This window comes from Psychrosphaera sp., from assembly GCF_982872775.1.
The window spans coordinates 45,304-58,961 of record NZ_CEYNSH010000010.1 but is presented as its reverse complement, the minus strand read 5'-3'; the positions used below and the strand labels follow the sequence as shown (position 1 = coordinate 58,961).

Sequence of the window (13,658 nt, the reverse complement as noted above, 5' to 3'; positions counted from 1 at the left end):
TATTCAAACGACAAATGGGCAAACTTTGGTTGAGAAGTGTAAAAGACTTACTTAGTTAACTTGGTTTGATGGTTTTTGTGTAGGAGTGTCTAACTCTTCAGTTACAGGTTGCTGTACTTTTTTACCAGCAAGGTGGAGTAACGTTGCCCCTAGTGCCGCCGATAGCAATGATGCCACCAACACACCCAGTTTTACCTGCTCAAAATAACCGGCATCGGCAGTTTCAAACGCTAACGAACCGATAAACAAACTCATAGTAAAACCGATACCACAGAGTGCACAAACACCATAGAACTGCCCCCATGTAGCGCCTTTTGGCAATTTAGCTATGCCTGACTTAATGGCCAACCAGCAAAGTCCAAAAATACCCAGTTGTTTACCGATAAATAAACCGACAATAATGCCTAGAGTCACTGGATCAGTTAACGCTTCCAGTCCAACATTTGATAAGTCTACACCTGCATTAGCAAAGGCAAACAATGGTAAAATAAAGTAAGCAACCCACGGCTCCACACCATGCTCCATGTTACTCAGCATGGGGTTGCCATCTTCCGTTTTTACTTTTAACGGGATAAACAAAGCAAGAGCAAATCCAGCAAGTGTTGCGTGTACACCCGACTTTAAAACTGCTGCCCAAACAATCACCCCTACGAGTATATAAGCAGCTTGATAAGGCACTTTTGTGCGATTAAGTACAAACAAAATCACAAACCCCATCGCTGCGATAATTAGCGATAATACTGATAAATCTTGCGAATAAAACAACGCGATAATCATTATCGCACCGATGTCATCGAATATAGCGACGGATAATAAGAAAAGCTTGAGGCTAAGTGGCGCTCTGGAGGCAAAAACCGCAAAGACACCTAATGCAAAAGCAATGTCAGTCGCAGATGGGACTGCCCAGCCTTGCTTGGCAACCGGGTCTGCACCCGTTATAAAGACGTAAATTAACGCTGGAACCGCAATACCTGCGACAGCACCAATGGCTGGTAAAATAATCTTATCCGGTGATGACAACTCACCTGCAAGTATTTCTCGTTTTACTTCTAGTCCAACTAAAAAGAAAAATATCGCCATCAAACCATCGTTAATCCACAGTAATAGTGGCTTTTCGATAGCAAATGTACCTATTTGAACAATTACAGGTAAATTTAGGAAACCTGTATAAATACCTTTAACACTAGAGTTTGCAATTATCATCGCCAAAATGGCCGCTATCACTAACAGGACCCCACTGAGGATTCCTTGCTGAGCCATTTGTCTAAATATTACTTTAGTCATTGATCTTTCCATATAAAAATTTGATGGTAGTATTTATACGTAGGTAGCGGACCTTTTAAAATTCGAATAAAACAGGTTTTTATTTCGGTATTTTCGAAATACAATATCTTATATTGCTTCATCATGCCGGGCCCTACTTATGAAAAACATCAATTACAATCACCTTCATTATTTTTATGTCGTTGCTCGTGAAGGCACTATCACTGCTGCTTGTAAGCATCTAAACCTAACTCCTCAAACCATCAGTGGACAAATTTCTACATTAGAAGAACAGTTAGGATTGGCCTTATTTGAACGCAAAGGAAAGCGCCTAGTATTGAGTGATAATGGCAAAAAAGTGTTCAGCTACGCCGAAGATATTTTTAAGCTGGGAAGCGAGTTAATACAAAGTATTGAACCAAATACCATTCACAAGCGCATGACCTTTGATGTAGGCATTACCGATGTCATTCCAAAGGTGTTTTCATATGAATTTTTAAAACCTGTGATGGCCTTTGAATTAGATATGAAATTAAATTGCCACGAAGGGCGAATAGAGCAATTACTAGCGGACATGGCAATGAATAAACTCGATTTAATCATTGCCGATCAAGCCATTCCAAATAACATTAATATTAAAGCCTACAGTCACAAAATAGCATCGACCGGGTTGTCATTCTTTATTGCGACTAAAGACGTAGATAAGGTCGTTGGCGAGTTCCCTCAATGCCTCAATGAGCTTATGTTATTGTTACCAGGTGACCAATCTAGGCTCAAACACAGTATTTTATCTTGGCTAGATAATCACAACATCCGTGCCAACATTAATGCTGAATTTGATGACAGCGCATTGTGTAAACTATTTGGTCAAGCGGGTTTTGGTGTTTTTACGGCACCATCTAATATCGAATCCCACGTTCTCAAAAACTTCGATGCCACACTTATCGGCCGTACTCAAGAAATCCAAGAGCACATCTATATGATCTCTACGGAGAGAAAAATCAAACATCCAGCGGTAGTCGCAATTTTAGAACGAAATGAAATGACTGATATGATGGACATGCACATTACCTAGGTCCTTGACCCTATTATAGAAAATAAGATAATTAACTTTGCTAATACACAAGTGGTTAACTACTTTTGAATAAATAACTCAAACATCGTTTGGGGAAGTTCATGTATCACTCGGAGACCCTTGGTATTGCATTTCATATTCAGACTGCTTGCAAGAGTACAACGTCAAATCACCCAGGAATGTGGTAGATTTTATGTAAAACTAGTCAACACTTATCGGTGCTTCGCTTCCGTGCGACCTCTGAACTCCGGAATTGGCCGATATATCTTGTTTATTACGTTGCTTACGAGCTTTGTCTTTACACCTGCCGTTCTCGCCAATGCTAAGCCAAGCGAACCAAAAACGCTGAGGCTTGCGTCTTCTGATGTTAGTACGTTTGGCTCAGAATATAACACTGAGGTGGGCTATTTTAATGAAGTCGTACGTGCTGTTTTTGAACAACAAGGCATCAATGTCAAAATTGAATACTTTCCTTATATTCGCTCTTTGAGAATGTTGCAAAACGAGCAAGTACAAGCCGCCTACCCTATTAGGCGATTTTATCACGAACAGACCGACCTACTTTATTCCGCCCCCTTGCCAAGCAGCTCAGTTAGCTTATTGGCTTTGCAGAGTGTGGATTTACTCGACGACTCAACAAACCATGTAGTCGGAGTTATAAAAGGCGAAGTGTTACCACCTGAACTATTGAGTGATGAAAATTTCAAGATTACTCATGCGTACAATCACTTAAGTTTGTTAAAAATGCTTGAATTAAAACGAGTGGATGCCATTTTAATAGACAGATACAGCGCTTCAGAACTGCTTGTTAGAGAAGCACCAAGTCTTATTGGTAAGGTCAAATTCGACAATCGATTTACTTTTAACAGTCCTTATTACTTTACCGTAAGAAAAGACACTCCCAACGCCAAAGCGATAATTTCAAACTTTAATCAAGCGCTTTTAGATTTGCAGAAATCAGGCGCCATTAAACAGATTTTAACCCGTTATGGGGTATACAATACTCCAAGCCGCTCCTCCAAAACAACGCAGCTCGTTATAGCTGCGCCACGGATAAACAATATTGAATACGCCAAATACTTGGCGAGGCAATTTGAATCACGACATCCGAATGTGAATATTATTTGGCGTGTGTTTGAAGAAAACGTACTAAGGCGAAGACTATTAAGTAATTTCGCATTAAGTGAGAATGAGTTTGACGTCGTTTTAGTCGGTCCATTTGAGTTAAAAAACTGGATAAACTATCACTGGTTTGAGCCTCTAGACTCGATTGAGCCTCACTTACAACTAAACGATTATTTTCCACCTGTGAGAGATGCAGTTTCCAGTCGTTCTAATATGCAAAACGCATCTAATCCCAAGAACAAAGAGAAGCTATTCGGAGTGCCTTTTACTGGTGAAACAACCGTTTTATATTATAGAAAAGATATCTTAAAGAAACACAACATTTCACTCCCTTCCCCTTTAACCTACAGTAAACTTATGGCCATTTTAAAAAAGGTACATCAGCCGGAGCAAGGGACGGTTGGCATAGGTTTAAGAACACGCCCAGGTTGGGGACAAAACATGGCTTTGATTTCTTTGTTAGTCAATACCTTTGGCGGAGGTTGGTTTGACCAAAACAATCAGATCAATGTGCAAACGAACGAATGGAAAACGGCGGTAAAGTTCTACATCCAAATGTTACAACGCTTTGGACCTAACAACTTGGAAGATTTGGGCTGGCAAGAAAACCAAGCTAAATTTGCCAAAGGTGAATTGGCCTTTTTTATCGACGCTTCCTCCATTGCTCCCGCTTTATTTGATAACAACCACTCTACTGTCGCTAACAGCATCGCCATTGCCGATGTGCCATATATGAAAACTCACCAGGGCTCTCGATGGTTTTGGTCATGGAACTTTGCAGTGCCTAACTCATCGCTCAACAAAGACTTAGCCAAGCAGTTTGTTCAATTCTTAAGCAAAGCACCCAGTGTTAATGATAATCAGAGGTTCGTTTTGCCTTCAGGGGTTCGTCGTTCGAGCTATCAGGAAAACGGCCACATGGCCAATTTCCCGTATGCTCCACTTGAATTTCAATTATTAAATAACACCCCACCAGCAAAATTTGAGTCTACTATCGGCACACAATACGCTGAGACTTTTTACTTTCCGACTATTGGTTATCATACTGGATATGAGATTCATCGAGCGTTATTAGGCGAAATACCGGTCGAAGAAGCACTTGAAAATGCTCAACAAAAAATAGATAAGTTACTACAAAAATTGCCTACACCCGTTTTACAACCTCTGAGTAGGTAGTTGTCGTGATATCAACCCGGCCCACGCCACAAACAAAAATGACACCATCAAACACGCAACTAATCCATACGCTTGGAAAATCCAACCTGAAAGGACCGTACCGACTAACCGGCCCATGGCATTTGCCATATAATAAAAGCCGACGTCTAAGGACACACCATCTGCATCTGCCATACTGACGATTAAATAACTGTGTAATGATGAATTAATCGCAAATAACACACCAAACATCAGTAGCCCTATTACCAAAACAGTTTCTATCAACGCCATAGAGTCATCAGCTGAAAACAAAGCAAATGTAGAATCGACTGGCTGATTTAGAACCCACAGTGACATAGCTAACACCAGTGTCACAAAAGCTAAACTACTCGCCCACTTCGTGGCCATTGATGAAGGACCTTTAGCGCTTTTAAGATCAACGATACGAGGTGCGAATGACTGTACCACCCCATATCCAATAACCCATGACGCCATAAAAGTGCCAACCGTCCAATGTTGCCAATCAAGGGTTTGCGATAAAAACACAGGCAGTGCCACAACAAACCAAACATCTCGAGCCCCAAACAAAAACAGACGAGCCGCAGATAAGGTGTTAATGGCATGGCTTTTTGAGAAAATTTGAGAAAACTTAGGCTTAGCTTTTGACTTACCCAACTCCCTTTTTAAAGCAATCAGGCTATAAAGCCAAACCAGCAAGAGTGCACCACCCATCACCCACATTGCCCCCGAAAATTCAACGGTAGTGAGCAACAAGCCACCTAAGAAAAAACCAACTCCTTTAAGCGCATTTTTGGATCCCGTCAGTACCGCGACCCATTTGAACAGCGTTCCTTCTTGTCCGGCTTTAACCAACATTTTAATTGAGCTCTTAGCGCTCATTTTATTTAGATCTTTGGCGATTCCTGACATAGCTTGCGCAATCATAACGTATATGACACTCAAGTATTCTGCTGGAACGGTAAGCATAAGTAAGGCAACAATTTGGAGCCCCAACCCTATATTCATCGTTCGGTTGAGTCCCCATTTCGCCCCTAAATACCCACCAACAAGGTTAGTTACGACGCCAAAGAACTCGTAAAATAAGAATAACATGGCAATATTAAGCGGTGAGTAACCAAGCGCATGAAAATGCAATACGATCAACATACGCAATGCACCGTCGGTCAAGGTAAACGCCCAATAGTTTCCTGTTACAACTAAATATTGTTTGATTTCACTGGATAATCCAGATTTCTTAGATGAATCTGAGAGCATTTTTTCGTTACCGGGATTTATATCAAAGTAATAAAATTTTAGGAGCAATTACAACAAAGCACTGGCTCAATACCAGTGCTTTGAGACATTGCTAGGATAATGACTTTGCGACCTTGCGCATCAACTCTGCAGTACGGTTAGCGTAGCCCCATTCATTATCATACCAAGTGTACAATTTGACTTGAGTTTCATTGATCACCATCGTCGATAACGCATCAACAACAACAGAACGAGGATCAGTTTTATAGTCGATCGACACTAATGGTTTTTCTTCGTATCCCAAGATACCTTTCAATTCACCCTCTGCGGCGTCGCTCATCCACTTATTAACTTCCTCGGCGGTGGTGGGGCGATTTAGCTCAAACACACAATCAGTTAAAGACGCATTTGCTAACGGCACTCGGACAGCATGACCATTTAGCTTACCTTTTAACTCTGGAAAAATGTGAGTGATCGCAGTTGCCGAGCCCGTAGTTGTCGGAATGAGACTCATGCCACAAGCACGCGCTCGACGTAAATCTTTGTGCGGAGCGTCAAGAATAGTTTGTGTATTAGTAATATCGTGAATAGTCGTCATTGAGCCATGCTTAATACCAATTTTATCCTGTAAAACTTTGATCACAGGTGCAAGGCAGTTTGTTGTGCACGATGCCGCAGTCACTATATCGTTCACTTTCACATCATATAAGTGATCATTAACACCCATCACGATATTCAATACGCCATCTTCTTTCACAGGCGCAGTGACGACAACTTTCTTAACTCCTTGGGCCAAATAGCTTTGCAATAGTGCTTTAGTTTTCATTTTGCCAGATGCTTCGATAACAATATCGCAACCCGACCAGTCCGTGTCTTCAATCTTCGTATTATGAGACACCTTGATTTCATGGCCATTAATTATAATGCCAGAGTCAGTATGGGAAACTTCATTTGGCCATATCCCATGAACCGAGTCATATTTTAGTAAATGTGCTAACGTCTCTGCGTTGCCAGCCGGGTCATTAATTTGAACAAACTCAACGTCTTGCCATTCAAATGCAGCACGTAAAGATAAACGCCCCATTCTGCCAAAGCCATTTATTCCAATTTTTTTTGCCATTATTTACTCCTGTCGAGTGGTGTAATTTTTATTACTTAAATAAAGCGATTCAATACAAGTCGTTACAACGTGTGTTTATTAACGAATTATTTAACAACATTGGGATACTCGCTGAGGTCGGTCACCCATGTCATGTAGCCGATTTAGTTCTTTTGCAATGTAATCTTTGTTTTGAGAGAGAGTGTCAGTGATGGTTGCCTTCATCCATTCTGATAATGTCGGATTCAGTGAATAAAACACCCACTGTTGAATTTTTCTATCCGTCAACAAGCCTAACTTTTTTAGCTGCGCTAGATGACGTGACACTTTTGGCTGACTTTCTTCAGCCAAGGCAGCCATGAGTTCACAAACACACACTTCTTTTTCTATAGCAATAAGTAAGATTGACTTTAGACGAATGTCATCGGCCAATGCTTTGAAAAAGACGCTCGGTGTTAGTTCTTTAGTTTCAGTTGACATAGAATTACACTCAAATACATAACACAATCATTATATAATAAATTTGTTATATAACTAATTCAAGTGTAACAGTGATAAATTGTTGGATATAAGTTTATGAAAGTGATGATTTGATCTTTTATTTCAGCTTTAGGTTGTCAATTGGCGTTTGGATAGCTTCGCACTTTAGTTTCAAAAAATATAGCACGCTGGACCGATTCTAAATCAAAGTCAGAATGACGTCGACGCACCGAAGTGACCACATCATGATTAGCAAGTTGTTCATTTGGTAAAGACATGTTAAGACCCGAGTAATAACTAGCTAGCATATCCTTTTTCGTTATCACATCTTTAATAGCTTCGATCTCCTTGAAAAACTGCCACTGACTCACCTTCAAGGTCAGATTGCCATCATCACTGACTTCACTTACTTTAGCTAACGCATACGGGTGACCTAAATAACGAGAGTCATTGGTAAACTCATATAAGTTAACAATCAAAGTGTCGCCTATTTGCGGAGCTATTCGATAGGCACTGTCATTTGGATACAGCAAGTTCCAAGTCGTATAAGCTGAGAAAATAAACATCAATGTTACCAACCAGCCCCACATTAAACGAGTCAGGCCTGCGGTTTTATTAGAGGATTGATAGTCTGTTGGCGTTAAGCGAAAACAACTAAAGCATTGATACGCTTCTTTACGGCTAGTCACTAACAGCGGCAATGAAAACAAACCCACAGTTTTAACTACATCAACTTGATGACTAGGCTTGCCGCATCGGCATGCCTGCGTATCTCTGTGTTTTTCATTAAAATAGACTTGAGACTCAAAAGATATCATGGCCAATTCCTAACTTTATTATTTTTATATTTTAGAACTGATAAAAAACGGCGCTGGTGAATCACCTGCGCCGTTTTATTTAGTTTAGGGTTAAAGTGTCTCGACACTCCCCTCATCATCTTTATATCGTATTAACGTCACACCATCGCGCTTAACGACTTCGGCCGCTAAAATACCATCTGGCCCAACACGAATATCACCAATGACAGTTTCGGTACCCTCTCCCTCGCTTTCCGTGCCATCTTCAGCGTCGTTTTCTTGAGTATCGTCGGCCTCAGGGAACATGGTAAACACGACACCGTCGCTATTTCCTACGACAAACGTATCGCTATCCATAGACTCGACCATCACTCTAAATGAACGCTGGCTTTCATCTCCAGGTACTTTATAACTTGCATCAAGCCTAAACTTGCCATCATCAAGCGCAGTGCGCTCTCCCGATAACATTAAGTCAATCTCATAGTCTTGCAGAATTAAACTAACTGACAATGCCGCGGATAAATCTAAGAAATTGTCTTCACTCTCTAATCCTACCGACCCTTCAGGCTCAATAACGACCGCATCAAAACTGAGTGACGCACCAGCCATAATGCCTAACTCGTCAGCTGGTTCATCAAATAGACTGAAGTTACCGATTCGGCCATAGCCGTCCATGTTAATAGGCCCGTACGCATTTAAGAAGTGCTGCTCGTAATACCCATAATTATCTGGTTCTAATTTTTGGGCACCTTCAATGAGGTTCTTAAGGAGCTGATCTGCACTGCGATTTAATAAATCATCCGTAGTCACCGTTAACCCGTACAAAGCATTTATTCGTTTAACAGTGTCTTCACTATTAAAAATAAAGTCCCTGGTAATGTTACCCGATTCATCTGTAATATCATCCAGACCAAAGTCATAACCCACTCCTTCATGAACCTCCCAAGTATCAGTCACAACCCCATCAATGATAAGCATGACAGGCAGAGCAATGAGAGTTTCAACATATCGAAATTCATAACCATCTTGGTATCGTGCAGTTGTATCAATGTTGTAAATAACGCCTTCACGTGCATAGTCAGTCCCTTCGTCGACGATTAAGGACTCCATTGTGATAACAATGTCTTCGTTACCGTATTCGGTATTTATTTCGTATTTGTTTGTGATTGGGTTGGCGTCAGCACTTGATAGGGAAATCATTTGCGAATAGTAATCCCCTGCTTCTAACATTATTTCACTATTATCGTCACTGATTTCAATTGAAAGTGCGTCTTTAACAATTGGTTGAACAATTAAGCCATCAATGGGAACATTTTGTGCACCAGGCTCTACATTTTCAATGCCACTGCTATCTGTCAATAAAGTTCCAATCTCTGTATCCCACACATCATAAATAGGTTCACCATACTTGTTTCGAACAAAACCACCGTAAAATGCATCTAGTGCACTCGTCAATTCAAGACCATAGCCGCCAATATTAACGTTTACAAAATCATCAAAGCTCACATACCAATTAGGTTGCTCATAATATTCGTTTGCTCTTACAAGGTCCTGGTTAACAATAATACTGCCAGAATTATTGAAGGCACTTTCAAATGTGTACTCCATATCTAAAAGATCTTCTGATTGAATATATGCGTTTTCGCGGTAGTAATGGTATTCGTCAACGATACCATCACCATTTAGATCAAATTCTTCAGCAGTTTGGTAGCTCAGGTACACAAATGTTTCAGCAGAATAGATTCTTTTCTTCGTGTAAACTTTTAAAGTGCCTTCTGTTTCACTTGAAGTTGTACTCGTAATTAAATAATTATCTGTGTGCGTAATTATTTTTTCGCTGTCTAAATAGCTTATACTCAGAACAAAACCAGAACTTTGACCATCGTCAAAACCGTCGTATTCATACTTACTTCCATACGTCGATTCAAACAACTCTTCATTTGTATGCCATTCAACAGTATTGGCATCTTCAGAAATAGATACAAACATCACAGGCATATTAGCAGGCTCACCAATACCTGATGCAAAACCTGATGCTTCAAATGAATCTACGTCTTTTATATCGACTGTTAGGGTTGCAGAAATTTCTTCACCTTGTAGTGATGAGAAACCACCAGAAAGCGTTAGATTAGCAGGATAAGGGCGCTTTTTACTCTCAGTAAAATATAACGACTCATTACCCAACAAATCGTTTTGCCATGAGTTTTCACTAAAGTAATGCGTTCTAATTTCTGGTGCTTCAATCATGTGTAATGACATGACTAAGTCACCATAAAACGATACAGGATTGGGCACTGCTTCCGTTTGCTTTTGAGACATTTCAACTCGAAGGGATACATCGCCACTGACGATTTCCGCTTCCGTATCACCGTCCTCTAGCTGTTGCTGGGTTACAGACTCCGAAAGCTGAACAGAAATAAAGCTATCCGCAGCTATGCTTGCCGTTGCGTTGTCTGACTCTAAATTACCGCCTAACGTAAACGTTAACTCTGTACCATCGTCTGATAAAGAGAGGTCTGCATCAAAAACCACCGACTGGCCTAACTCATTTGTAGCATCTACTGAAAACTCATAGTTGTCCTCATCGACCATAATTTGGCCTTGAAGGCCGTTTAACGATTGGAACTGTGCCAAGTCATATTGCGTTTGAGTATTGTCACTCATGGTTATTTCGGTAAGCACTTCAGATAAGTCAGACAAGATCACAAACGCCGCCTCTTCTGCCTCAATCATATCGCTAGCACTGGAAATAAGCGTTCTGAACTCTTCACCTTGTGTGGTAATTTCTTCGTTGCTTGGGTGATCTTCGTCAAACAGATTGGCAAAAACTCGAACGTCTCCCACCATGGCTTTTGCTTTGGCAACTGCGTCATCTGCAGTCAACTCCTCTGCAGAAACATCAGTACGACCATCATCACCGGCAGTGAGTAGTTGGTTTTGTCGCTCATTTTCCATATTAGTAGCCGTTTGGGTCAACAAACTAACTTGGCTATCCGCATCAGAAATTGATTCATCGTTTTCGATATTTTGCGCGACAAGCTCAGCCGTTTGAGCAGCGGCCTCCAAAACTTCTGAAATATTCAACTCAAAAGCATCATCTCCGTCATCACTCACTAACATCTGGCCGTCATTTTCCACTAGGTCGTCAACGGCTTGCTCTAAGTTATCTGCGATGTCTTCACCGTTGCTGAAAAGCGCACTAGCAATACCCGCATTAACCAATGCATATCGAAGTTCGGCTTCATTATCTTCTGCGGCCACATCACCGTTGTTTTCAATTTGGGTAGACTCTAGTGTGGTAATATCGCCATCGACACCAAATAAATTAGCCACTTGAGACTTTTTGGTAGCAATAACTTCCTCATCTACCACACCATCTTTCTCGACTAAGGCGGTAGCGATATGAGTCAGAGGTGACACGTTAACCACCACTTCTTCACCAGACGTAACCGTGCTCACCGAAGATAACTTAAAGTCGGCAGCGGTTGTTGTTAAATTTACGCTCTGACCAAATGCGACACCACCACAACCATTCGGTGCATCACACACCATAGTTGTTGGATTATCAGTATCAGTAGAAACACCTACAACGACCTTTACTGGGCCATCATAATCAAGCAAGGTTAAGGTGTAGCTGCCATCTGTGTTAGAAGTGACTTCAGATTCTTGAAGTTCATCTTCGGTCAATTCCACCGGCTCACCATCGACGTATTTAAAAACCGTAATGGAAGCATTGGCGATAGTGCCTTTTATGGCTTTGCCATTCACTGAAGTTGTAATTGGATCTGGTTCAGGCTCTGGATCAGGTTTTGGAGGTGGGTTAACACCGATATCGGAACCATCACTACTGCCGCCGCCACAGGCGACAAGAGACGATAAAAGCAAAGCTAACGTTACTTTTTTGAATAACATAATTCATTCCCTTGATTGATATTTGATTGGAAACTGTCAGTGAATTAAAAATGAAAACAGCTTATTAAAACGTTTTAAAAAAACCTAAAACGACATAATTTCCATTAAGTGACATAAGGATAGAGCCAATGCCACGGATGGTCAAATATTAGCCAAAGAATGTTAGATACAGCTTTTTAACAAAACTAAAAGCTATGTGAATAACTCACTGACATTCCAAACGTTTTAGCGTCATCCAAATTTAACGAATCCGATAATAAATTGAACACGAAATTACCTCTTCCAAAACCTAGCTCAATCGCTTTATTTTCGAGATCAGCACCCAACCTTATAGAGGTTTGTACTTTGCCTATAGACATTGTTTTTTCAGCACCGAAAATCGAAGATGTGTATGTATTGAAAATATGTCGGTAGTTAAAATAAAGATCCGCATATTCTGCGACATAACGCAATTTAACAATACTTGTTTGTTTTGGTCTATACCTATAACGGCGCGTCGACTCGACACCTGAATATACAGGGTTAAACCTAAGAATATTATTGTCATCCCGGTAGGTCGTATCAGATTTTAATTCGCCTCTACTATAACCAATGTTGTCGAATATAAAGCGGCTGTATACGTCTTTAAGTATTAATTCGACACTCAAATCTGGAGTAATTTGCCAGTTCACTCCTAAATTCCAACTTACTCCTTTTCCTTTGGCCCAGTCATAGTTCTCTGGGCGCTTCAGGATATTTCGATAGGTGTAGAACTCTTCAAGCTCTGCATAACCACTTGTTCTTATATTCACGCCGTCAATTACCTCTCCTTGAAGAGTTGAGTTTCTATGAACTGTGGGGTGCCACAGATACAAACGGTTCGTTATCGTAAAGTTAGAATAAAGTGGTATTTGGGCACCTATCCAAAATGAACGCGCCCTCAACATTTGGTACTCGATATCCAACTGATACTTTTCGGTCGTTTCGAATGATTTAGTTTTGGCGTATTTATACAACCGGGCCGTATCTTCGTTAGTGTGGATCAAAAAGTCATAACGGGACTCAACGCCCAACTGAATCGCACCATATTGCACAAATGCACCGAGATTAGACTTAGAAATACCCGCGTCTGCTCCATCGTTAACCTCTGTCTCCCACGAATCATCGATGATACTTTTGATTGGAGTGATATTGGTAGAAGTGAATGAGTCGGCGTAGGTATTTACAACTATAGTTTCGCGCAGATCAGAGGCCAAAACTGAAGGCCCCAAGAATAGCGCTGCCAGTCCAATCGCAACCTGCGAGAGATATTTGGTCTTTGTCACGACACCTTTAACTAAAAAGTGGAGCCCAATAATGCCTAAATCCATTTTGTGCACTTTCCCTATTTCTTTTTGTTTTGAGGCTTTTTTAGTAAAGATAATGAATGTCTTTAGTAGACAGCCTTTTAACCATCATAAAAGAATTGGAGGAAGAGTAAACCTTGGTTTTCAATAAGGCGTGAGCGCGCATTAAAAAA

The 13,658-nt window shown here is 40.8% G+C and carries 9 protein-coding genes; 2 read left to right on the top strand and 7 right to left on the bottom strand.

Annotated features, from left to right (window positions below; genetic code table 11):
* Positions 1 to 51: 51 nt before the first annotated feature.
* A complete protein-coding gene (gene nhaA, locus AC4E96_RS04835; RefSeq protein WP_488033980.1) occupies positions 52 to 1,284 on the bottom strand; it encodes a Na+/H+ antiporter NhaA in 1,233 nt (410 codons plus the stop codon).
* Between the two features lie 139 nt (positions 1,285 to 1,423).
* Here nhaA and nhaR point away from each other — a divergent pair, with 139 nt between their 5' ends.
* Positions 1,424 to 2,338 carry a transcriptional activator NhaR gene (gene nhaR / locus AC4E96_RS04830; RefSeq protein ID WP_488033979.1) on the top strand — a complete coding sequence of 305 codons (915 nt, stop codon included), beginning with the start codon at positions 1,424 to 1,426 and terminating at the stop codon, positions 2,336 to 2,338.
* 231 nt (positions 2,339 to 2,569) lie between these two features.
* Positions 2,570 to 4,639, top strand: a complete 2,070-nt coding sequence (locus AC4E96_RS04825; protein ID WP_490255045.1) for an extracellular solute-binding protein — start codon at positions 2,570 to 2,572, stop codon at positions 4,637 to 4,639.
* Here AC4E96_RS04825 and arsJ read toward each other — a convergent pair.
* The 6 genes from arsJ to AC4E96_RS04795 form a co-directional block, all read right to left on the bottom strand.
* Positions 4,619 to 5,893: an organoarsenical effux MFS transporter ArsJ gene (arsJ, locus tag AC4E96_RS04820; RefSeq protein ID WP_490255044.1), complete on the bottom strand. Its 1,275-nt coding sequence runs from the start codon at positions 5,891 to 5,893 to the stop codon at positions 4,619 to 4,621. The genes AC4E96_RS04825 and arsJ overlap by 21 nt on opposite strands.
* Positions 5,894 to 5,984: 91 nt before the next feature.
* The gene (locus tag AC4E96_RS04815; RefSeq protein ID WP_490255043.1) at positions 5,985 to 6,992 is read right to left on the bottom strand and encodes an ArsJ-associated glyceraldehyde-3-phosphate dehydrogenase; all 1,008 of its coding nucleotides are present in this window, start codon (positions 6,990 to 6,992) and stop codon (positions 5,985 to 5,987) included.
* A gap of 90 nt (positions 6,993 to 7,082) precedes the next feature.
* On the bottom strand, positions 7,083 to 7,451 hold the full coding sequence (locus AC4E96_RS04810; RefSeq protein ID WP_490255042.1) for a metalloregulator ArsR/SmtB family transcription factor: 369 nt from the start codon (positions 7,449 to 7,451) through the stop codon (positions 7,083 to 7,085).
* Positions 7,452 to 7,588: 137 nt separating this feature from the next.
* On the bottom strand, positions 7,589 to 8,269 hold the full coding sequence (locus tag AC4E96_RS04805) for a hypothetical protein (protein WP_490255041.1): 681 nt from the start codon (positions 8,267 to 8,269) through the stop codon (positions 7,589 to 7,591).
* A 90-nt stretch (positions 8,270 to 8,359) separates the two neighbouring features.
* Complete coding sequence (locus tag AC4E96_RS04800) at positions 8,360 to 12,160, bottom strand: hypothetical protein (protein ID WP_490255040.1); 3,801 nt, start codon at positions 12,158 to 12,160, stop codon at positions 8,360 to 8,362.
* A 185-nt stretch (positions 12,161 to 12,345) separates the two neighbouring features.
* A complete protein-coding gene (locus AC4E96_RS04795; RefSeq protein ID WP_490255039.1) occupies positions 12,346 to 13,509 on the bottom strand; it encodes a hypothetical protein in 1,164 nt (387 codons plus the stop codon).
* Positions 13,510 to 13,658: the final 149 nt, after the last annotated feature.

What these genes read in the sequence shown, in the direction of transcription:
- nhaA (WP_488033980.1), bottom strand. Translation starts at nt 1,284, where the DNA reads ATGACTAAAGTAATATTTAGACAAATGGCTCAGCAAGGAATCCTCAGT.
- nhaR (WP_488033979.1), top strand. Translation starts at nt 1,424, where the DNA reads ATGAAAAACATCAATTACAATCACCTTCATTATTTTTATGTCGTTGCT.
- arsJ (WP_490255044.1), bottom strand. Translation starts at nt 5,893, where the DNA reads ATGCTCTCAGATTCATCTAAGAAATCTGGATTATCCAGTGAAATCAAA.
- AC4E96_RS04815 (WP_490255043.1), bottom strand. Translation starts at nt 6,992, where the DNA reads ATGGCAAAAAAAATTGGAATAAATGGCTTTGGCAGAATGGGGCGTTTA.
- AC4E96_RS04810 (WP_490255042.1), bottom strand. Translation starts at nt 7,451, where the DNA reads ATGTCAACTGAAACTAAAGAACTAACACCGAGCGTCTTTTTCAAAGCA.
- AC4E96_RS04805 (WP_490255041.1), bottom strand. Translation starts at nt 8,269, where the DNA reads ATGATATCTTTTGAGTCTCAAGTCTATTTTAATGAAAAACACAGAGAT.
- AC4E96_RS04800 (WP_490255040.1), bottom strand. Translation starts at nt 12,160, where the DNA reads ATGTTATTCAAAAAAGTAACGTTAGCTTTGCTTTTATCGTCTCTTGTC.
- AC4E96_RS04795 (WP_490255039.1), bottom strand. Translation starts at nt 13,509, where the DNA reads ATGGATTTAGGCATTATTGGGCTCCACTTTTTAGTTAAAGGTGTCGTG.